Origin of the sequence: Maricaulis maris MCS10 (genome assembly GCF_000014745.1) — a bacterium.
Taxonomy (GTDB): domain Bacteria; phylum Pseudomonadota; class Alphaproteobacteria; order Caulobacterales; family Maricaulaceae; genus Maricaulis; species Maricaulis maris_A.
This window is the reverse complement of sequence record NC_008347.1, coordinates 1,394,324-1,414,004: the sequence shown is the minus strand read 5'-3', so window position 1 is coordinate 1,414,004 and position 19,681 is coordinate 1,394,324. Positions and strand designations below refer to the sequence as shown.

Below are 19,681 nucleotides of genomic sequence, written 5' to 3'. Positions count from 1 at the left end.
CGGAGCGGGACGCTAATGGTAACTGCCGATGCGCGGGGGAGCGCCTGATGCCCAGAGCACTGAAAACAGGCCGCACCCCGTCCATCTCGCCCCCGCCGTCACTCTCCGCCCTGTCCCGCCTTCCGGCAGGAAACAGGCGAATGTGCGCGGGCGCAGGAGACGACTTTAATGTCCAAGAAAATGCTGATCGACGCAGGTCATCCCGAGGAGACCCGCGTCGTCGTACTCGACGGTTCGAAGGTTGAGGATTTTGATTTTGAAGCGGCCGCTCGCCGCCCCATCCGCGGCAACATCTATCTCGCGAAAGTAACGCGGGTCGAGCCGTCGCTGCAGGCGGCCTTCGTGGAATATGGTGGCAATCGTCACGGCTTCCTGGCCTTCAATGAAATCCACCCGGACTATTATCAAATCCCCTTCGAGGACCGTCAGGCCCTCGCCGAGGAAGAAGCCTCTGCGGCTGACGACGAGGACGACGAGGTCGAAGAGACCAAGTCCGAATCGGTGCGGTCTGCCGACAATGCCTCCGAGGATGCGGACGGCGAAGGTGAGGCCGAGGCACCTGAAACCATTGGCGATGACAGCGAAGACGACGACATCAGCGACCAGCAGGCTGCCCGCCGCCGTCGCCAGATGTTCCGCAAATACAAGATCCAGGAAGTCATCAAACGGCGCCAGATCCTGCTGGTCCAGGTGGCCAAGGAAGAGCGCGGCAACAAGGGCGCAGCCCTGACGACCTATCTGTCGCTGGCCGGTCGCTATTGCGTGCTGATGCCGAACACGCCTCGCGGCGGTGGCATTTCCCGCAAGATTTCCAATGCCTCTGACCGCAAGCGTCTGAAATCTGTTGTATCCGAGCTCGAACTGCCCAAGGGCGTCGGCTTGATCATCCGCACGGCGGGTGCCTCGCGCACCAAGACCGAGATCAAGCGGGATGCCGACTACCTGCTGCGCCTGTGGACGAATATCCGCGAGCTGACGCTGAGTTCGGTGGCACCGTCGCTGATCTATGAAGAAGGCAATCTGGTCAAACGCGTCATCCGTGACCTGTATGACAAGGAAATCGACTCGGTCCTGGTGGAAGGCGAAGAGGCCTACAAGGAGGCGAAAGCCTTCATGAAGATGCTGATGCCGAGCCATGCCAAGAAGGTTCAGCACTACAAGGAAGCCGTCCCGCTCTATCTGCGCCATCAATGTGAGGCCCAGCTCGAGGCGATTTATTCTGATGTCGCCCCGCTCAAATCCGGCGGCTATCTGGTGATCAATCCGACCGAGGCCCTGGTCTCGATCGACGTGAACTCCGGCAAATCGACGCGCGAGCGGAATATTGAAGCCACCGCGCTGAAAACGAATCTGGAAGCCGCAGCGGAAGCTGCGCGCCAGATGCGCCTGCGTGACCTGGCCGGTCTGATCGTCATCGACTTCATCGACATGGACGAGAACAAGAATAATCGTGCCGTCGAGAAGAAGATGAAGGACATGCTCAAGCGTGACCGGGCCCGCCTGCAAGTGGGTCGGATCTCGCAATTCGGGCTGATGGAAATTTCCCGCCAACGCCGCCGGTCCAGCCTGCTCGAAGGCTCCACGACGACCTGCCCGACCTGTAAGGGCAGCGGCCATCTGCGTTCGACTGAATCGAGTGCACTGGTTGCCCTGCGTGGCTTGGAAAAGGAAGGCACACGCGGCCGCGCCAAGCGGATTCGCATTTCGGTGCCAACCGCCGTCGCGATCTATCTGTTGAACGACAAGCGCGATCACCTCCTGATGATCGAGCAACGCTTTTCGATGAGTATCGCCGTCACGGCGGACGACACGATCCTGGCACCGGAATTCTCGATCGAAGCGCTGGAAAACCGCGAACCGGGCGAAGAGCTTGTCATGGCCCCGCTGTCGGTCGAATCGATCGAGGAGATCGAGATCCCGGACGTTCCGGAAGAGGACGACTCGGACACTGACGACGAACAGGAAGGCCGCGAAGCCTCGGGTGGGCGCCGTCGCCGTCGTCGCCGCCGTCGCAAGCCGTCTTCCGATGACACCACGGCCGCCATGGAAGTGGTCAATGTCGAGGCCGAGGACAGCGATGAGGGCGACAATGCCGACAAGGCAGAAAGCCGTCGTGATGGGTCGGGTGAGGACGATGATGACCAACCCCGTCGTCGCCGCCGTCGCGGCCGGCGTGGTGGCCGTGGTCGTCGCCGGACCGAAGGCGAGACCAATGGCGAGGAAGCCGTAGCCGGCGAAGCGTCAGCCGACGCGCCAGCCTCAGATGCGCCGGCTTCCGACACCGCCAATCCGGACAGCTCAGCGACCGAAGCGTCGGCCGAAGCCGAACCGTCTGCGGACGCGGCTGAGCAAGCCCCCAAGCGCAAACGCGCGCCGCGTCGGCGTTCGACAAAGGCAGCGACAAATGACGAGGCTGCGGCTTCGTCCGATGCGGAAACCAGCACCGAGCCAGCCGCAGATGCGGGCCCGGCCGACGCTGTGGCAGAGGACGCGCCGAAGAAACGGACCCGCCGCCCGCGCAAAAAGGCTGCAGATCCGGCCCCTGAGGCTGCCGATACCGAAGCAGCAGCGACCGAAGCGGACAGCCCGGCCGCAGAACCGGCCAAGGCTGAAGAGACTCCCAAGCCGAAGCGTCGTACCCGACGCAAGAAGGTTGAAGAGCCTGTCGCAACGGACGAGCCGGCGGCTGAAGCATCCGCGCCGGCCCCGCAGGCGGACCCGACGGAATCCGGGGCCGAGCCACGTGATACCCAAGCCGACAAGACGGACGAGGCTGCCGAAGATGATGGCAAGCCGAAGCGCCGCGGTTGGTGGAACCGGACCGGATTGTTCGGAAACTGACCAGGATCAGGGTTGCCCGGCATCGCCGGGCAACCCATCTTGGTAGCATTGGCTGGCGTCTTGGGGTGACGTCGCTATGATGGACCGAGCGGGGGCCGATCAGTGGAGGCAGGATGTCGATCCTGAAAACCGTCGCCGCAGCCTGCGTTTTCGCTGTGGCCACATACACACCGGCTTTCGGCCAGTCCTTGATCCGGGACACCGAAATCGAGCATATGCTGCGCGATTATGCTGACCCCATTCTCGTCGCCGCGGGTCTGCAGCCGGCCGATGTCGACATGTATATCGTCGCGGACCCGTCCCTGAACGCCTTCGTGACCGGCGGCCAGAACATTTTTCTTCACACCGGAATCATCCTGGAATCGGGCACGCCGAACCAGCTGAAGGGCGTGATTGCCCATGAAACCGGACACATAGCCGGCGCCCACCTGGCGCGCGTCAATGACGGCATCGCGGCTGCCCAGGCGCCGATGTATGTCAGCCTCGGCCTGGGCGTCCTTGCGGCCCTTGCCGGCGAAGGCGGTGCCGCTGGCGCCCTGCTCGCCTCATCGCAGCAATTCGGCGCCCTTTCCTTCATGACCTACAGCCGCGCCCAGGAAGCCTCCGCCGACCAGGCCGGGCTTCAATTCATGGAGGCCACCGGCCAGTCTGCCCAAGGGCTGGTCCAGTTTTTCGAGCGTTTTCGCTATCAAGAAGTGATGTCGAATGCGCGGCGTTACCCGTATTTCCGCTCCCACCCGCTCTCATCGGAACGCATCGCGAATTTGCGGGGTGGCGCCACAGAGTCGCCTTACTATGAAACACTCGACGGTCCCGAGGAGCTTGCCCGCCTGCAGCGGATCCAGGGCAAGATCTATGGCTTTCTCGCCGAACCCGAGTTCGTGTTCTACCGCTATCCCGAAAGCGACCAGTCCCTGCCCGCCCGCTATGCCCGGGCGGTAGCCTATTACCATGACGCCCGACTTGAGCGGGCCCTTGAAGAGATTGCCAGCCTGTTGGCCGAGGAACCGGAAAACCCGTACTTCCATGAGCTTCATGCGCAGATGCTGTTTGAAAGCGGCCGCCCGGGGCAAGCCATTGCGCCCAATCGGCGCTCGGTCGAACTCGAACCGACCGCGCCCCTGCTGCGGATCAATCTCGCCACGTCTTTGATCGCGACTGACGATCCGGATCACCTCGAAGAGGCTTCGCAAAACCTCCGCGTCGCGCTGGATATCGAGCCGGACAATGGATTCGCTTGGTATCAGCTGTCGATTGTGCATGAACGCAATGGTGATACGGCCCTCGCCCAATTGGCGATTGCCGAGCAATCCTACGCCGCCGGCAACCGCCAGCGTGCGCACCAGTTTGCATCGCGGGCGAGAACGGCACTCGAGATCGGCACTCCGGCCTGGGTCCGGGCGACAGAGATCGAATCGGTTTCCCTGCCAACCGAGGCCGAGATGCGTCAGATCCGACGCCAGCAACGAAACTGATCGGACCGCGAATGGCGCCTCCGGCGGATGATGGCGACCACCCCATGGCGCTAACCGTGCAGGCTGTCGGTTCGCTCGACGAGGTCGCGCGCGAGGACTGGGACCGACTCGCCAATCCACAAGGCGCCGAATACGATCCCTTTATCAGTTGGGATTTCCTGCAAGCCCTCGAACAAAGCGGCTGTATCGGCGAGGGCACCGGCTGGCTCCCGCGCCACCTGATAGCCAGGGACGCCCGCGGCGACCTTGTGGGTAGCGTCCCTCTCTATGTGAAATCCCATTCGATGGGAGAATATGTGTTCGACCAGGCCTGGGCCGATGCCTATGAGCGCGCCGGCGGACGCTATTACCCGAAACTCCTGACCGCGGTCCCCTTCTCTCCCGTAACCGGACGTCGCATCCTCGCTGCATCGGCGGATCTGCGTCATGCCCTGATCCAGGCTACCTGCGACATGGCCCGGCGTTGGGGCGTGTCGGGCTGGCACGTCAATTTTCCGGCCGGGGAACAGCGCTCGGAGCTCGCAACCGCAGGCCTATTGCCCCGCATTGATCGCCAGTATGTCTGGCGAAACCGAAGCTATAATAGCTATGACGACTTCCTGGCAGACCTGTCTTCGCGCAAGCGCAAAGCCTTGCGCAAGGAAAGGACGGCAGCCCAATCGGGCATCACGATCGAGCATTTGAGCGGTGAAGAATTGCGCCCGGAGCACTGGGACGTGTTTTACGCCTGCTATCAGGAAACCGGCTCGCGCAAATGGGGATTCCCCTATCTGAACCGCACCTTCTTTGACCTCCTTCATCAGCGCATGGCAGATCGTGTGCTGCTGGTGATGGCCAAGAAGGACGGCCGATACATCGCGGCGGCCCTGAACCTGGTCGGCTCCCACGCACTGTATGGGCGCTATTGGGGAAAACTGGAGGACCATCCCTTCCTGCATTTCGAACTTTGCTACCATCAGGCCATCGACGCCGCGATCGCGCGCGGCCTGCACCGGGTTGAAGCCGGTGCCCAGGGCGAGCACAAACTTGCCAGAGGGTATGAACCAACCGAGGTCCATTCAGCCCACTTCATCGAGAATGAAGGTTTCGGTCAGGCTGTCGGTCAGTATCTTGAGCAAGAACGAGCGGCCGTCCGGGCCGATATTCGTGCCCAGGACGCCGACAGCCCGTTTCGCAAGGACTTGCCTGTATGACCTCCAAGTCGTCGACATTTTCCCCCTGGCAGGGTGAAGCCGTGGTTGTTGCCTGTACGCTGCAGGCGGCCGGCATTCCCGCAATTGTGGCCGACTGGCACTTCATCTCGATCAAGCCATCGCTCGAATTCGGATCGAGCCGACCACGTGTCCTGATACCGCCGGCCTATGTGGCGGACGCGCAGGACTGGCTCGACTTTGTCCGGCAGCAAACACTGGAGCCGATGTTCCCCTGCCCGGACTGCGGCGCTGAGACCCGTCGTACCCGGCGCTGGTTTGCCATGGCCATCATCACCCTGTTGGGCTCCTTTCACCCGTTTTTCTCTTCGCGTCGATGGTGCGAAGCCTGTCAACGCAGCCATGCGCCCGCCGCACCCGCGCCATTCACAGAAGAAGAACTGGGATATCCGGTCGCCGACACCACGCCGGGCTCAAACTGGTTCGAACGGTTGCGAACAGCCGGCATGAATGGTGCCTATGGACGCCCCGATGAATGACCGCCTCCGCGCGAACGCTGGACGCAGTCATGACGAACGCGCTACCCAATTTCCGATGCCATCACTAGCGGAGCTGAAGCCATGAGCCTCGACGGTCAATACGATCCTGACAATATTTTCGCCAAGATCCTCCGGGGCGAGCTGCCATGCGTGAAAGTGTATGAAGATGCCCACGTCCTCGCCTTCATGGACATTTTTCCCCAAGCGCCCGGACATGTACTTGTTGTTCCGCGCGAGGCCGCCCGCAACGCGCTGGAGATGACAGACGGCGCCCTGCAAGCCGCCATTCTACGCGTCAAGCGCATCGCAAATGCCGTGAAGTCAGCCCTCAGGCCGGACGGCATCATCCTGACCCAGTTCAACGGCGCACCGGCGGGCCAGACGGTCTTTCACGTCCATTTCCATATCATTCCACGACAGGATGGTGTCGCACTGGGAGCTCATGGCGGCGGACAGGCGGACATGGCAGTCCTCGAGGATCAAGCCAGGCGCATCGCCGCGGAGATCACGATGCCCTGATTGCGGTCAGCGCAATCGCCCTTCAAATCTCAGAAAGACCAACAGGGCGATGATCGCGCCCTGTAGCGTGAAGGAAAACAGGGCCCACGTGTCGACATCAACCAGGATTGAAAACAGGTTGTTACTGCCCATGATGACCCAGTCCGCACGATCGCAGACAAAAGACAGGATAAAGACGGGGAGCGCCCAGTGCCGTCCGGCGAGAGTCAGTCCGAGCGCCACCATGTTCAGGGCCACATGCGAAAAGAAAAACACTTCCTGGGTCATCGTCAGGCTGTGCACAAAGGCGGTGGCCAAGGCCTGATTTTCCCAGAGATCCAGTCGAGCCGAAACGTCATATCCGGCCCAGTAGAGCCCATAGGCGACCTGAACCGACAACAATCCGATCAGGATGTAGAAAGGCGTATCTCGCTGTTTCATCGAAGCCTCCGACATCGGACTGTCACCCGCCGACATTTCTCCATGAAATCTGCCGAGAGTCACCATTCCGGAACAGGCTCAATTGGGTCCGCCATGCTCCTGCAGCACGTCGAGGAAAATCTGTCCGAATGTCTCAAGCTTCTTCGGCCCGACCCCGTTGACTGACGCCATGAGCTCCAGATTGGTCGGTCGGAGCTGCGCCATGTCGATCAGTGTCGCATCGGAAAAGACAACATAGGCCGGCACGTTACGCTCGGCGGCCAGTTCGCGCCGCCTGGCCTTCAACGCCGCAAGCAGTGTGGCATCCACGGTCGACGGGTCTACGCTCGCCGACTTGGGAGCGCGCCGCGACTTGGGCGGTTTGGTGCTGATCTCACGGATCTTGAAAGTCTGCTCGCCTTTCAGGACCGCGCGGGCCTCACCCGCCAGCTTGAGCGCACCAAACCCCTGAATATCTATCTCAATCAGACCCGCCGCCACGCTCTGTCGGATCAAACCCTGCCAGAACGGTTTGGGACGGTCTGAGCCGACCCCATAGGTCGGAAGACTATCATGGCCCCGGGCACGAACCTTCTCGGTGTCGGCACCGCGCAGAACGTCGATGACGTGGGCGGCGCCGAACATTTCCCCGGTTCTGAGGATGGCCGAGAACAGTTTTTGTGCGTCCAGACTGCCGTCAATCAGCACCGGCGGGTCGAGACACAGGTCACAATTTCCACAGGCCTGCCGGCCGGTTTCGCCGAAGTAGGCAAGCAGTGAGATGCGGCGACAACGGGTCGCTTCGCAGTAGGCCAGCAAGCTGTCGAGCCGCTTGTGCTCGCGCCTTTTGTGCTCGCCATCCTCACCATCCTGATCGATGAACTGGCGCCGCATGCGGGCATCGGACAAGCCGAAAAGCATCATGGTTTCCGCAGGTTGGCCATCCCGGCCAGCGCGACCGATTTCCTGATAATAGGCCTCCATGGAACCGGGCATGTGAAGATGGAAGACGTAGCGGATGTCCGGCTTGTCGATGCCCATCCCGAAGGCGATGGTCGCCACCATCACGACCGCTTCCTCGGCCATGAAGCGTTCCTGGTTCTCGCGCCGGGTCTCGGGAGACAGGCCGGCATGGTAAGGCAAGGCGTTGAACCCCTCCTCGCGCAACAAGCCGGCAACCTCTTCGGTCGATTTGCGTGACAGGCAATAGATGATGCCGGACTCGGAACGGCGGTCATCAAGGAATTCCAGCAGCTGGGATTTCCACGACGCCTTGGCGGCGACGCCGAGAGTGAGATTCGGGCGATCGAAACCGTGCACCACGATCTCGCCCCCCTGACCGAACAGCTTGTCGGCAATGTCCTGGCGCGTCGCCTCATCGGCTGTCGCGGTAAAGGCCGCCAGCCGCGCCGACGGGAAGCGGGCGCACAATTTCGACAAGTCTTCATATTCCGGGCGGAAACTCGCCCCCCATTTGGAAATGCAATGCGCTTCGTCGACGACAAACATGGCCGGATCCAGCGCTTCCAGCGCAGCCAGCATGCGCGGCGTCATCAAGCGTTCCGGAGACAGGTAGAGCAATTGCACATCACCCGACTGGACCTGGCGCCAGGTCTCGACATTGTCGACGCGATCACGACCGGAATGAATCGCGGCGGCGGCGACACCATTGGCCTGCAGCGCGGCGACCTGGTCATCCATCAGCGCTGTCAGCGGCGAGATCACGACCGTCATCCCGTCCAGCATCAGCGCCGGAAGCTGGTAGCAGATTGATTTGCCGGCCCCGGTCGGCATCACACACAGTGTCGGACGTCCGGCAAGGATGTGGTCGACGATATCCGACTGTCCCGGACGAAACCCAGGAAAGCCGAACGTCTCACGCAGCATGTCTTCAGGGCGGGTTTGGAGCATGACATCGATCCGATCACGAGCCCCTGTTTTGCGGGACATTGCGATTGGCTTCAATCCGCCAGGCGCACGCCAGCGCCACAACTGCGCGGCAGATGTCGGCTTGGTGTCGTGGCGGGCACCACCCTGATGGGTTAAAACGGTCCCGCAAAATCGGAGCGACGATCAAAATGAGCCTGAAAACACTCCGCCGTTCGCGCGGTTGGTCACAAGCGGACCTGGCGCAGATTTGCGATCTCAGCGAACGCACGATCCAGCGGATCGAGAGTGGACGCACGGCGAGCTTGGAAGCGGTCAAGGCGCTGGCCGCCAGTTTCGACATGACGGCGGAAGAGATCCAAGCCCACCTTGCAACCCGCGCCCGGTCCGAACCACCTGGTCGACAGTCCAGCTGGCAAGCCTGGCTCTGGCACGCGCTCGCCTTTTCAATCTATGCGTCGCTTGTTACCGCTCTGGTCCATCGGTTCGATTCCGATATGCGGATCGCCGTCGGGGTCGGCCTGCTCGGCCTTGGCGCGCTGCTGGTGCATCTTGCGTTCAATCTGCACCGGCAGGAACGCCGAGCCCAACAGACCCTCTGAGCAGACCGACCGCGGCTGCTTGCTCAATACGCGATATTCGGTGACCACATCATCATCCAGGCTCCGAACAGGCCAAGCGCCGTGATACCCGCGCCAAGCGCGATGGCGCCGGTTACTGCCAGCTTGAAACCCGACGACCGGCTGTCGCGGGCCCGCATGTAGAATTCGAGCAGGACGAGCGGAACGAGGAAGGCGGCATAGGGCATCAGGATATCCGCCGGGCCATTCAAGGAACGGCTCATACCGGCCCCGCCACTGGCAATCGCCCAGGCCATATAGCCGACCCGGACAAACCACACACCATTGACCACAACGAACAGGCGCATGGCCCAGCGCCGATGCTGGTCGATCCGGCGCGCGATTGCATGGCGCAAGGTGAAACCAGCGGTCACCAGGATCAACAGGCCGTCAATCGTGGTCCCCAACGCGGCCAGATCATTCATGCGCGTGCCACGCACCCAGACCAGGAGGATGCCGCCGACCGCCAGAAAAACAGCGACCGACATGTACGCCCGGCCGTTCCAGCGGTGGAAGGTCGGGAAACGCCGCCGGACAATGGGAAGAAGCTGCATCACGCCAGAAACGCTGACAAAAGCCGCCAACAGGACGTGGGAGATAAAGCCAAGATTGCCGATCAGGTCGCCCTGGGCATAGCCGTCAATCAGGCCGGTCTCATTCCAGCGCTCGAACTCACCGGTCGCCGTGCGCGGGACGTAGGCGCCAATGATGTAGTAGGCGAACAACCATTGCCCGGCGGCGGCAATCGAGAACCAGAGCACACCACTGGCACCCAACAGGGCTTGCGGCGTGAAACGGTGAAGCCGGGGCGGAACGGCAGCGGTGTCGGACATGATCTAACCCTTGCAAAAATTCAACAAAAACGGCCAGCCGAGGCCGTGCCCCTAACCAATACGTCCCAACACCAGCGGTCTTGCCGATTTGGAAATCGGCCGGTTTTTTATGCCCTCACCCGTGCAAAGCTTGATCCTGGCCCGGAATGTGCGACACCATGGGCTGCGCCGGGGGGCGAGAAGACCAAGGACGCGCTGCCAATGCTCGAAGTCGCCAACGCCATCAAATTCGCCATTTGTATCGCGGCAATCGCCTCCATCCTGATCGTGGTCTCCCGTCGGCAGCGCAGCGGATTGCAGATTGCCTGGGCCTGCTTCTGCACCGGCCTGGCAGCGGTCATGGTCCGGGAAGTTTTCGGATCCACGCCCGCAGCACTGACCCCTCTCCTCATCGTCGCTGGATGTGCCAGCTGCAGCTGCATCTGGCTGGTCGCCCGCGGCCTGTTCCGCACCGATGTCAGGTTCGGCTGGCCGCAAGCATTGGTGGTCAGCGGCATTTTCCTGCCCGCGGTGCTGGTCCAGTTACTGACCGCGGCGTCAGCGGAGCGCGTCTTCGGGGTTGCCGGCATGGAGGCGATCACGGCGGCGACTTATGGCTTCCAGGGGATGTTGTCTTCCACCGTGCTGGTTCTGGCCTTTTGGGAAGGTCTGCGCGGCTGGACGCAATCGGCGCCGGTCGCCGAGCGTCGTCTGCGCGTCGCCTTCCTTGGCAGTTTCGGGCTCGGTGTCGGGATTTGCGTGATGTTGCTGGATCACGGCGACTCGACCCGTTTCGACCCAGCCCTGATGGCGCTCCTGCAAGCGGGGTGTGCCGCAACCATTTTCCTGGTCACCGGATTTGGCGTGGTCTGGCGCAGCCGGAACCCACTGCTGGCAGCCGGCCGGCAGCCTCACACTTCGTCCGAAGCCGACAAGCGCGCCGATCAAGAATTGGGAGAATATATCCGCGCTCGGGTGGAAGCCGATGCTCTCTATCTGGATCCGGACCTCAAGGTCGCCTCCCTCGCCCGACATTTGCGCGAGCCTGACTACCGGATCAGCCGCGCCATCACGGCTGGCCTGGGCGAGCGCAATTTCAATCGTTTCATCAACCGCTACCGGATCAATCACGCCAAAGACCTGCTGCGGGCCAATCCGCAAGGCACGGGCAGTATCCTCGATGTCGCCCTGGACAGCGGCTTCGCTTCGATCGGCCCGTTCAACCGCGCCTTCAAGGAGAGCGTCGGCATGACGCCGCGTGAGTACAGGAATGGCCGGATCAGACAGGCCGCCAGGCCAGTGCATTTGCCGCAACCTGCATCCCGCTGAGCCCTCTGCAATTGGCCCGAAACGAAAAACGGCGCCCCGAGGGGCGCCGTTTCTCATTGAACAGAAAGGTGAGAATCAGACCTCTTCCTTCTTGTCCTTTTTCTTGGCATTGCGCGGCAGGAGCCGGTCACCGGGTGTGACATGGAAGTCGAGGCGTTCGCTGTCGGCCGCGTCGACATCTACCTTCACAAGACCACCCTTCTTGAGCTCGCCAAACAGGATCTGGTCGGCCAGGGGCTTCTTGATGTGCTCCTGGATGACCCGGGCCAGCGGACGAGCACCGAAGCGGCTGTCATAGCCGCGCTCAGCGAGCCAGGCCGTGGCATCCGGCGTCAGTTCGAAGGTCACGCCGCGATCAATGAGCTGGGCTTCCAGCTGGAGGACAAATTTCTCGACCACCCGACCGATGGAGTCCGGCGACAGCGGCGCGAACGGAATGACCGCATCGAGGCGATTGCGGAATTCCGGCGTGAACAGGCGCTCGACGGCCTTGTCGGCTTCGTCGGTCTTCTTGCCCCGTCCAAAACCGATCGACTCCTTTTGCGCATCCGAAGCGCCCGCATTGGTCGTCATCACCAGGATGACATTGCGGAAGTCGACCTTCTTGCCGTTGGTATCGGTCAGCGTGCCATTGTCCATCACCTGCAGGAGGATGTTGAACAGGTCCGGATGGGCCTTCTCGATCTCGTCGAGCAGCAGCACGCAATGCGGATGCTGGTCGATGCCATCGGTCAACAGTCCGCCCTGGTCGAAGCCGACATAACCGGGCGGTGCGCCGATCAGGCGGGAAACGGCATGGCGCTCCATGTATTCAGACATGTCGAACCGCTGCAGCTCCACACCCATCGTATCCGCCAGCTGCTTTGTCACCTCGGTCTTGCCGACACCGGTCGGTCCCGAGAAGAGATAACAGCCAATCGGCTTGTTCGGCTCGCGCAGCCCCGCACGGGACAGTTTGATCGCCGTGGACAATTGGCTGATCGCCTCATCCTGGCCGAAGACAACATGCTTCAGCTCGGTTTCCAGATTGCGCAGCGACTGCTCGTCATCCTTGGACACGGATTTCGGCGGGATGCGGGCCATCGTGGCAACAATGCCCTCGACCTCTTTCACACCGATGGTCTTCTTGCGCTTGGACACCGGCTGCAGGCGCATTTGCGCACCGGCCTCGTCGATGACGTCGATCGCCTTGTCCGGCAGTTTACGATCACCCATGTAGCGCGAGGAAAGCTCGACCGCCGACTTCAGCGCGTCATTGGTGAAGCGGACATCGTGGAAGTCCTCGAAATACGTCTTCAGACCCTGCAGGATCTTGATCGCGTCCGGCACTGACGGCTCGGCAACATCGATCTTCTGGAACCGGCGCACCAGGGCCCGGTCCTTTTCGAAATGCTGGCGATATTCCTTGTAGGTCGTCGACCCCATGCAGCGCAGATTGCCCGACTGGAGCGCCGGCTTGAGCAGGTTTGACGCGTCCATGGCACCGCCCGACGTGGCGCCGGCACCGATGACGGTGTGAATCTCGTCGATGAAGAGGACGGCATTGTCCTTTTCCTCGAGTTCCTTGACGACCTGCTTCACCCGCTCTTCGAAATCACCGCGATAGCGGGTCCCGGCCAGCAGCGATCCCATGTCCAGCGAATAAATGGTGGCGCCTTCGAGGACATCGGGAACCTGGTTCTCGACGATCTTGCGCGCAATCCCTTCGGCAATGGCGGTCTTGCCAACGCCCGGATCACCAACCAGAAGCGGATTATTCTTGCGACGGCGGCAAAGGACCTGAACGCAACGCTCGACCTCTGAATCACGGCCGATCAGCGGATCAACACCGCCATTGCGGGCCTTCTCGTTCAGATTGACCGTATAGGCGGTCAGCGCGTCGCCATCCTTTTGAGGCTCTTCGGCCGGTTCGGTGCCGCGGACGGCCCGTTCTTCCGACGCGCCCGGCTTGCGCCCGATGCCATGGGAGATGAAATTTACCGCGTCATAGCGAGTCATGTCCCGCTCGGCGAGGAAGTAGGCCGCATGGCTCTCTCGCTCGGCAAACAGGGCTACCAGCACGTTGGCGCCAGTGACTTCTTCACGCCCGGCATTCTGGACATGGATCACGGCGCGCTGGATGACACGCTGGAAACCGGCGGTCGGCTTTGCGTCCTCATCATCGTCGACCACAAGCTCGGTGAGTTCATTGTCCACATACTCGGTCAGGGTCGCTCGAAGTTCATCGAGATCAACGTCGCAGGCTTTCATCACCGCTGCGCCGTCCTGATCGTCCACAAGAGCAAGAAGGAGATGCTCCAGGGTCGCAAATTCATGCCCACGCTCATTGGCGTATCCCAGAGCGCGGTGCAGGCTGTCTTCCAAGTCTGAAGAGAATGAAGGCACCACTCTATTCCTTTTCCATTGTGCACTGGAGCGGGTGTTGTGCCCGCCGTGCGGCGTCCATGACCTGGGCTACCTTTGTCTCGGCAACCTCATATGTGTACACGCCGCACATTCCGACACCGTTCTGATGAACATGCAGCATGATTCGCGCTGCATCCTCGGGCGACTTGCGGAAAATCCGGGCCAGAACCTCGACCACGAACTCCATAGGCGTGTAGTCATCATTGAGTAGCAGAACACGGTAAAGCGATGGTTTCTTCGTGGCTGGCCGCGTCTTCGTTGCGAGGCCGGTTCCCTCTTCAACGCCAGTATCGTCATGTTTTCGTTCGGTCATATTTTAATCGTGCTCGAATATTACTTCGCTACTCATCAGCACAGATAGGAATCCGCGCCGGACTTGGAAAGGGACGGTCCGCAGCACCGCCCGTCCCCCAGAATAACACGCCCGACAAATTCGTGCTTCCCGTTTCGCCGCGAAGGGCCTAAAAAGGCGCTCCCTGCATTCGACGGGGAGCCGCCGGACCACAACGGGCCCGGTCGGGGAGGACACCAGCGTTTCGCCATGCAGCCGGAAAACCGGCGCCGGGACGCACTGGACGCCGGGTGATCGTCATCCGCCATCCCAAGACGGCCGACAAGGCCACGCCGACAAGGCAAGACTGCCCGCAACAGGGCGACGCCGACAAAAAAAAGGGCCCGGTGACAGATCACCGGGCCCAGTCGGGGAGGAAAATTCAAAATCAGTCGTCGCGCGGTGATCAGCGCTGAACTTGTGCGAGTTCCATGGCGGCCGCGACGCGATCGTTCAGCGGCTTCACGGAATTCTTGAACAGGTCGGAGAAGAGATCCGAGGTCTTGTTGATCTCGGCGAGATAGTTATCCATCGCCGACTTGGTGTACTCGGACTGGATCTCGAAGACTTCCTGGACAGACTTGGCCGACGCGAGCTTCTTGCCCACGGCGACGCCGTCTTCAGCGGCCGATTTGGCATAGGTCACGGCGTTGGCATTGGCGGTCTCGAAACCCTTGCCGGCGACCGTCGCCGAGGCGATCAGGGCGTCGATGGTTTCTTTCTGGAAGTTGCTGGCCTCGGTGACCGATTTCAGCGTCTTCTCGAAACCTTCCTTGAGCGCTTCATTGCTCGAGGCGGTCATGCTCTCAATGGTATCGTTCATGGCAAAGCTCTTTGATGCACGGGCGGCCGGCTTGGGCGTCTGAGCCGAGGCGGTCGCCTTGGGGGCGGGGTTAGACGGCGAGGATTTCACGGCCGCCGTCGACTTCTTCGGCGCGGCCTTTTTGGCCGGAACCGATTTCGGCTTGGTCGCCGTCTTCGGTTTGGCCGGGCTCGCCTTTGCAGTCGCCTTCACCGCTTTCGCCTGGACCGATGCGCCCTTGGAGGCGCCCGGAGCAGTCGCTTTGGCAGCGTCCGCTTGCGTTGCGGTAGAAGTTTTTTCGACGTTACTCATCTCAGGTCACTGTCTGGTTGCTATGCTTGCTGCGAATGCTCTTCGCAATCGCAATATAAATACGAACTCACCCCCTCGCCGTCAAGCCAAATATTGTGCACCGCACAAAATATATCTGATGACCTCGTCCAAGCCTTAACCGGCTGGCAATGTGCGATGGGCAGGCTGCGCCAATGATCAAGTCAGCCCGCCTCCTCATCCTGTCCTGCAGCCTTGCCCTTTTGGGTCTGTCGACGCCTGCCCATGCGAACAATTCACGCTATGCGGCATTCGTTGTCGAGGAGAACACAGGCGTGGTCCTCCACTCACGCCGGTCCGAAGCCGAACGATTCCCGGCCTCGCTGACCAAGATGATGACGCTCTACATGCTCTTCGATGCGCTCGAGGCGGGTGAGATCGGCCTGAATGACCCGATCCGGATCTCGGCGAACGCAGCCAATGCCAGCCCCTCGCGCCTCGGGCTGGCACCGGGCTCGACGATCTCGGCCGAAAACGCCATTCGCGCCCTGGTGGTCAAAAGCGCAAATGATGTGGCCGTCGCGGTCGGTGAACGGCTCGGTGGCGGCGAAAGCCGCTTCGGCGAACTGATGACCGCGCGTGCCGCTGAGATCGGGCTGACCAACACCACTTTCCGCAATGCGTCCGGCCTTCCCAACAGCCGCCAGACGACGACGGCCCGCGACATGGCTCGTCTGGCAATCGCCTTGCATCGCGACTTTCCGCAATATTTCGACTACTTCAACGAAGAGACCTTCCGCTACAATGGACGCACCTATCGCAATCACAATTCGCTGGTTGGACGCGTCCGCGGTGTCGATGGCCTGAAGACAGGATATATCCGCGCCTCAGGCTTTAATGTGGTTGTCTCGGCCGAGCGCGATGACCACCGGCTGATCACCGTCATCATGGGCGGGCCGAGCGCCGCGGCACGGGATGCCCATGCCGAGGAATTGATCGAGGCTGCCTTCGCGACCCTGGAGCAACGTCAGGACACCCGCCTGTTCGCCGCCCTCTCCTCGCCGCGCATCAACCCGGTGCGGCAGCAGGACCTGATCGCCCGCGATGTCGCCGCACTTCATCTCAGCGAGCCGATCGAGATGGGATCCGCCAATCAGCCTCCAGCCCTGCAGATCGTGCTGGCCGACGAGGATGAGATGCGGGTCGATACCCTGCCACCAGCCCGCACCAACGCGAGTCGCTCCGCGACAACAGCGTCGACAACGGCATCGACAACGGCAGAGCCCAGCCTGATCCATGGTGCCTGGGCGATCCAGGTAGGGGCCTACAACACGGCCGATGCTGCTCACGACCGTTTGGCGGAAGTGGCGATTTATTCCGGCGCCCTCGGCTCGGCCCAGCCCGCCGCCCGGGCCGTCACCATCAGCGGTGACCGGCTTTGGCGGGCCCGATTTGAGGACCTGACTGAAGACAGCGCCCGCCTCGCCTGCCGCGATCTGTCAGCCCGTGATCACCCCTGCTTCGCGGTCGCTCCCGGTCGCTGATACAGGCTCCCTTGCCCGAAATGCCCTGACATGTGCGCGTCGGACTGGAATACTCCGGTCGGTTGACACAACCTTTCGGCTCGAACACTTTCGCGCGCCTTGGCCGCCGCTGGGCGGTCCCTGCCACATGTCTGGAACCAAGTACCGATGAATGTTGTCGTCGTAGAATCCCCGGCCAAAGCCAAAACCATCAACAAGTATCTCGGTGCGGACTACACGGTTCTGGCGAGTTTCGGCCATGTCCGTGACCTGCCCGCCAAGGATGGGTCCGTCAAACCGGACGAAGACTTCGAGATGGCCTGGGAAATCGATACCGCCTCCGCCAAGCGCGTGAAGGCGATTGCCGACGCGGTGCGCGAGTCGGACCGACTGATCCTCGCGACTGACCCGGATCGCGAAGGTGAAGCCATTTCCTGGCACTTGCTGGAAGCGCTGCAAAAGCGCCGCGTCCTGAAAGACGTGACGGTCCAGCGCGTGGCCTTCAACGCCATCACCAAACCGGCCATCCTGGAAGCCATGGCCCATCCGCGGGCCGTCGACATGGAGCTGGTCAACGCCTATCTGGCCCGCCGTGCGCTCGACTATCTGGTCGGATTCACCCTGTCGCCGGTGCTGTGGCGCAAATTGCCGGGATCTCGCTCGGCCGGACGGGTCCAGTCCGTTGCCTTGCGCCTGATCTGCGATCGCGAGCTGGAAATCGAGAAGTTCCGCTCCGAGGAATACTGGACCGTGGATGCCGACCTGACGGCCAACTCGGATTCCTTCCGGGCCAAGCTGGTCACCCTGGGCGGCAAGAAGCTGCAGAAACTGTCGATCAAGGACCGCGCCAGCGCCAATGCGGCGGTCGAGGCGGTCAACAGTGCCAACCTGTCTATCACCGGGGTCGAGGCCAAGCCGGCCAAGCGCAATCCGCCGCCGCCCTTCACCACATCGACGCTGCAGCAGGAAGCCGCGCGGAAGCTGGGCTTTTCGGCCACGCGCACCATGCAAACCGCGCAGAAACTCTATGAGGGTGTCACGCTGGGCGGTGAGACCACCGGCCTGATCACATATATGCGGACCGATGGCGTCACCATGGTGCCCGAAGCGGTCAGCCAGGCCCGCGATGTGATCGGCAAGGAGCACGGCTCACTCTACGTGCCATCAGCGCCACGCCACTACGCCTCCAAGGCCAAGAACGCCCAGGAAGCGCACGAAGCAATCCGCCCGACCAGCTTCTCGCGCCTGCCTGAAAAGCTGTCGCTGGATGCCGACATGGCGCGACTCTACCAGCTGATCTGGCGCCGGGCTGTTGCCAGCCAGATGGAAAGCGCCCGCTTCGAGCGGACCACGGTGGATATCGCCAGCCCGGACGGCCAAACGGCCCTGCGTGCTGTGGGCACGGTCCAGCTCTTCGATGGCTTCCTGGCGCTCTATCAGGAAGGCCGTGATGATGAAGAGGATGAGGGCGAGAACCGCCTGCCCAAGCTGACCCAGGGCGCAGCGGCCACGGTCGCCAAGACCCATGCCGACCAGCACTTCACCCAGCCACCGCCTCGCTTCACCGAAGCCTCGCTGGTCAAGCGCATGGAAGAGCTGGGCATTGGTCGCCCCTCGACCTACGCCTCGACCCTTCAGGTGCTGCGCGACCGCGAATATGTGCAGATGGAAAAGAACCGCTTCCATCCGTTCGACAAGGGCCGGGTGGTTATCGCCTTCCTGGAAAACTTCTTCGCCCGCTATGTCGAGTATGATTTCACGGCCTCGCTCGAAACGCAGCTCGACAAGGTCTCGGCCGGAGAGCTCGACTGGAAGCAGTTGCTGCGCGACTTCTGGACCGATTTCCGAGCCGCCATCGACGAGATCGGCGAGCTGCGCATCACCAATGTGCTCGATGCCCTCAACGAGGCCCTGGCGCCGCATATCTTCCCGGAAAAGGAGGACGGTACCGATCCCCGCCTTTGTCCTTCGTGCAAGGAAGGCACGCTGAGCCTGCGTCTGGGCAAGTTCGGCGCTTTCCTGGGCTGCTCGAACCATCCGGACTGCTCCTTCACGCGCCAGATGAGCCCTCCCGGTGAGGATGATGCCCAGGGCGATCGCGTGATCGTCCAGCATCCGGAAACCGGCAAGGATGTCGAACTGAAGAATGGCCGCTTTGGCTGGTATCTCCAGATGCAGCTGGATGGGGAAGATAAGCCGAAACGCTCTTCCATCCCCAAGGGCTGGGACGCGGCGACCCTGACCGAGGAACAGGCGATCAAGCTGATCGACCTGCCGCGGACGGTTGGCGAGCATCCCGATGACGGCCAGCCGATCACGGCCAATATCGGCCGCTACGGTCCCTATGTTCACCACGACAAGACCTACGCCAACATCCCCTCGGTCGAGGAAGTCTTCGAGATCGGCCTCAACCGCGCGGTCTCGGTGATCGCCGACAAACGGGCCAATGGCGGACGCCGGGGTGCGACGGCCTCTGCTCTCAAGGAACTGGGCGAGCACGACGGCAAGCCGGTCCGGATCATGTCGGGACGTTATGGTCCCTATGTGAAGTACGAGAAGATCAACGCCACCCTGCCCAAGGATACCGATCCGGAAAGCGTGACCCTGGAACAGGCCATGGAATGGGTCGAGGCGAAGGCTGCCAAGGGCGGCAAGAAGAAAGCCCCGGCCAAGAAAAAGGCCCCTGCCAAGAAGAAGGCGCCGGCGAAGAAGGCGACCGCCAAGAAGCCCGCTGCCAAGAAAACGGCCGCCGCCAAAGACAAGGCGGAATAGACCCG

The 19,681-nt window shown here is 61.8% G+C and carries 15 protein-coding genes; 9 read left to right on the top strand and 6 right to left on the bottom strand.

Translation table 11 applies throughout. The features are described from left to right. The first annotated feature begins 168 nt into the window (after positions 1 to 168). From MMAR10_RS06735 to MMAR10_RS06715, 5 genes are all read left to right on the top strand, one after another. Entirely contained in the window at positions 169 to 2,841 is a 2,673-nt protein-coding gene (locus MMAR10_RS06735) for an Rne/Rng family ribonuclease (RefSeq protein WP_011643235.1), read from the top strand. Between the two features lie 113 nt (positions 2,842 to 2,954). Next, on the top strand, positions 2,955 to 4,316 hold the full coding sequence (locus tag MMAR10_RS06730; RefSeq protein WP_011643234.1) for a M48 family metalloprotease: 1,362 nt from the start codon (positions 2,955 to 2,957) through the stop codon (positions 4,314 to 4,316). Positions 4,317 to 4,327: 11 nt separating this feature from the next. Further along, positions 4,328 to 5,509 (top strand): GNAT family N-acetyltransferase, encoded by a 1,182-nt coding sequence (locus MMAR10_RS06725; protein ID WP_011643233.1) that lies wholly within the window; start codon positions 4,328 to 4,330, stop codon positions 5,507 to 5,509. Beyond that, the gene (locus MMAR10_RS06720; RefSeq protein WP_011643232.1) at positions 5,506 to 6,006 is read left to right on the top strand and encodes a hypothetical protein; all 501 of its coding nucleotides are present in this window, start codon (positions 5,506 to 5,508) and stop codon (positions 6,004 to 6,006) included. Before MMAR10_RS06725 ends, MMAR10_RS06720 begins: the two co-directional genes overlap by 4 nt. A gap of 81 nt (positions 6,007 to 6,087) precedes the next feature. Beyond that, positions 6,088 to 6,525 carry an HIT family protein gene (locus MMAR10_RS06715; RefSeq protein WP_011643231.1) on the top strand — a complete coding sequence of 146 codons (438 nt, stop codon included), beginning with the start codon at positions 6,088 to 6,090 and terminating at the stop codon, positions 6,523 to 6,525. Positions 6,526 to 6,531: 6 nt separating this feature from the next. Here MMAR10_RS06715 and MMAR10_RS06710 read toward each other — a convergent pair whose 3' ends face one another. After that, positions 6,532 to 6,945 (bottom strand): hypothetical protein, encoded by a 414-nt coding sequence (locus tag MMAR10_RS06710; RefSeq protein WP_150099726.1) that lies wholly within the window; start codon positions 6,943 to 6,945, stop codon positions 6,532 to 6,534. A 78-nt stretch (positions 6,946 to 7,023) separates the two neighbouring features. Next, positions 7,024 to 8,835 (bottom strand): DNA helicase RecQ, encoded by a 1,812-nt coding sequence (gene recQ / locus MMAR10_RS06705; RefSeq protein WP_041637389.1) that lies wholly within the window; start codon positions 8,833 to 8,835, stop codon positions 7,024 to 7,026. A gap of 167 nt (positions 8,836 to 9,002) precedes the next feature. Here recQ and MMAR10_RS16130 point away from each other — a divergent pair, with 167 nt between their 5' ends. Beyond that, positions 9,003 to 9,413, top strand: coding sequence for a helix-turn-helix transcriptional regulator (locus tag MMAR10_RS16130; RefSeq protein WP_011643228.1), 411 nt, complete (start codon positions 9,003 to 9,005; stop codon positions 9,411 to 9,413). Between the two features lie 23 nt (positions 9,414 to 9,436). On the opposite strand, the gene MMAR10_RS06695 is transcribed toward MMAR10_RS16130, so the two are convergent. Next, a complete protein-coding gene (locus MMAR10_RS06695) occupies positions 9,437 to 10,264 on the bottom strand; it encodes a DUF2306 domain-containing protein (RefSeq protein ID WP_011643227.1) in 828 nt (275 codons plus the stop codon). Between the two features lie 201 nt (positions 10,265 to 10,465). Here MMAR10_RS06695 and MMAR10_RS06690 point away from each other — a divergent pair, with 201 nt between their 5' ends. After that, on the top strand, positions 10,466 to 11,572 hold the full coding sequence (locus tag MMAR10_RS06690; RefSeq protein WP_011643226.1) for a helix-turn-helix domain-containing protein: 1,107 nt from the start codon (positions 10,466 to 10,468) through the stop codon (positions 11,570 to 11,572). Between the two features lie 75 nt (positions 11,573 to 11,647). Here MMAR10_RS06690 and clpA read toward each other — a convergent pair whose 3' ends face one another. The 3 genes from clpA to phaP all read right to left on the bottom strand — a co-directional run bounded on the left by clpA (position 11,648) and on the right by phaP (position 15,423). Beyond that, positions 11,648 to 13,957, bottom strand: a complete 2,310-nt coding sequence (clpA, locus tag MMAR10_RS06685) for an ATP-dependent Clp protease ATP-binding subunit ClpA (protein WP_041637387.1) — start codon at positions 13,955 to 13,957, stop codon at positions 11,648 to 11,650. A 4-nt stretch (positions 13,958 to 13,961) separates the two neighbouring features. Continuing rightward, positions 13,962 to 14,291 carry an ATP-dependent Clp protease adapter ClpS gene (clpS, locus tag MMAR10_RS06680; protein ID WP_011643224.1) on the bottom strand — a complete coding sequence of 110 codons (330 nt, stop codon included), beginning with the start codon at positions 14,289 to 14,291 and terminating at the stop codon, positions 13,962 to 13,964. A 424-nt stretch (positions 14,292 to 14,715) separates the two neighbouring features. Then, positions 14,716 to 15,423 carry a phasin family protein gene (gene phaP / locus MMAR10_RS17150; RefSeq protein ID WP_011643223.1) on the bottom strand — a complete coding sequence of 236 codons (708 nt, stop codon included), beginning with the start codon at positions 15,421 to 15,423 and terminating at the stop codon, positions 14,716 to 14,718. A gap of 173 nt (positions 15,424 to 15,596) precedes the next feature. On the opposite strand from phaP, the gene MMAR10_RS06670 reads away from it, so the two are divergent. Beyond that, on the top strand, positions 15,597 to 16,925 hold the full coding sequence (locus MMAR10_RS06670; RefSeq protein WP_150099725.1) for a D-alanyl-D-alanine carboxypeptidase: 1,329 nt from the start codon (positions 15,597 to 15,599) through the stop codon (positions 16,923 to 16,925). 147 nt (positions 16,926 to 17,072) lie between these two features. Beyond that, positions 17,073 to 19,676, top strand: coding sequence for a type I DNA topoisomerase (topA, locus tag MMAR10_RS06665; RefSeq protein WP_011643221.1), 2,604 nt, complete (start codon positions 17,073 to 17,075; stop codon positions 19,674 to 19,676). Positions 19,677 to 19,681: the final 5 nt, after the last annotated feature.

What these genes read in the sequence shown, in the direction of transcription:
- topA (WP_011643221.1), top strand. Translation starts at nt 17,073, where the DNA reads ATGAATGTTGTCGTCGTAGAATCCCCGGCCAAAGCCAAAACCATCAAC.
- MMAR10_RS06715 (WP_011643231.1), top strand. Translation starts at nt 6,088, where the DNA reads ATGAGCCTCGACGGTCAATACGATCCTGACAATATTTTCGCCAAGATC.
- MMAR10_RS16130 (WP_011643228.1), top strand. Translation starts at nt 9,003, where the DNA reads ATGAGCCTGAAAACACTCCGCCGTTCGCGCGGTTGGTCACAAGCGGAC.
- MMAR10_RS06710 (WP_150099726.1), bottom strand. Translation starts at nt 6,945, where the DNA reads ATGAAACAGCGAGATACGCCTTTCTACATCCTGATCGGATTGTTGTCG.
- MMAR10_RS06730 (WP_011643234.1), top strand. Translation starts at nt 2,955, where the DNA reads ATGTCGATCCTGAAAACCGTCGCCGCAGCCTGCGTTTTCGCTGTGGCC.
- recQ (WP_041637389.1), bottom strand. Translation starts at nt 8,835, where the DNA reads ATGCTCCAAACCCGCCCTGAAGACATGCTGCGTGAGACGTTCGGCTTT.
- phaP (WP_011643223.1), bottom strand. Translation starts at nt 15,423, where the DNA reads ATGAGTAACGTCGAAAAAACTTCTACCGCAACGCAAGCGGACGCTGCC.
- MMAR10_RS06695 (WP_011643227.1), bottom strand. Translation starts at nt 10,264, where the DNA reads ATGTCCGACACCGCTGCCGTTCCGCCCCGGCTTCACCGTTTCACGCCG.
- MMAR10_RS06690 (WP_011643226.1), top strand. Translation starts at nt 10,466, where the DNA reads ATGCTCGAAGTCGCCAACGCCATCAAATTCGCCATTTGTATCGCGGCA.
- MMAR10_RS06725 (WP_011643233.1), top strand. Translation starts at nt 4,328, where the DNA reads ATGGCGCCTCCGGCGGATGATGGCGACCACCCCATGGCGCTAACCGTG.
- MMAR10_RS06735 (WP_011643235.1), top strand. Translation starts at nt 169, where the DNA reads ATGTCCAAGAAAATGCTGATCGACGCAGGTCATCCCGAGGAGACCCGC.
- MMAR10_RS06670 (WP_150099725.1), top strand. Translation starts at nt 15,597, where the DNA reads ATGATCAAGTCAGCCCGCCTCCTCATCCTGTCCTGCAGCCTTGCCCTT.
- clpS (WP_011643224.1), bottom strand. Translation starts at nt 14,291, where the DNA reads ATGACCGAACGAAAACATGACGATACTGGCGTTGAAGAGGGAACCGGC.
- MMAR10_RS06720 (WP_011643232.1), top strand. Translation starts at nt 5,506, where the DNA reads ATGACCTCCAAGTCGTCGACATTTTCCCCCTGGCAGGGTGAAGCCGTG.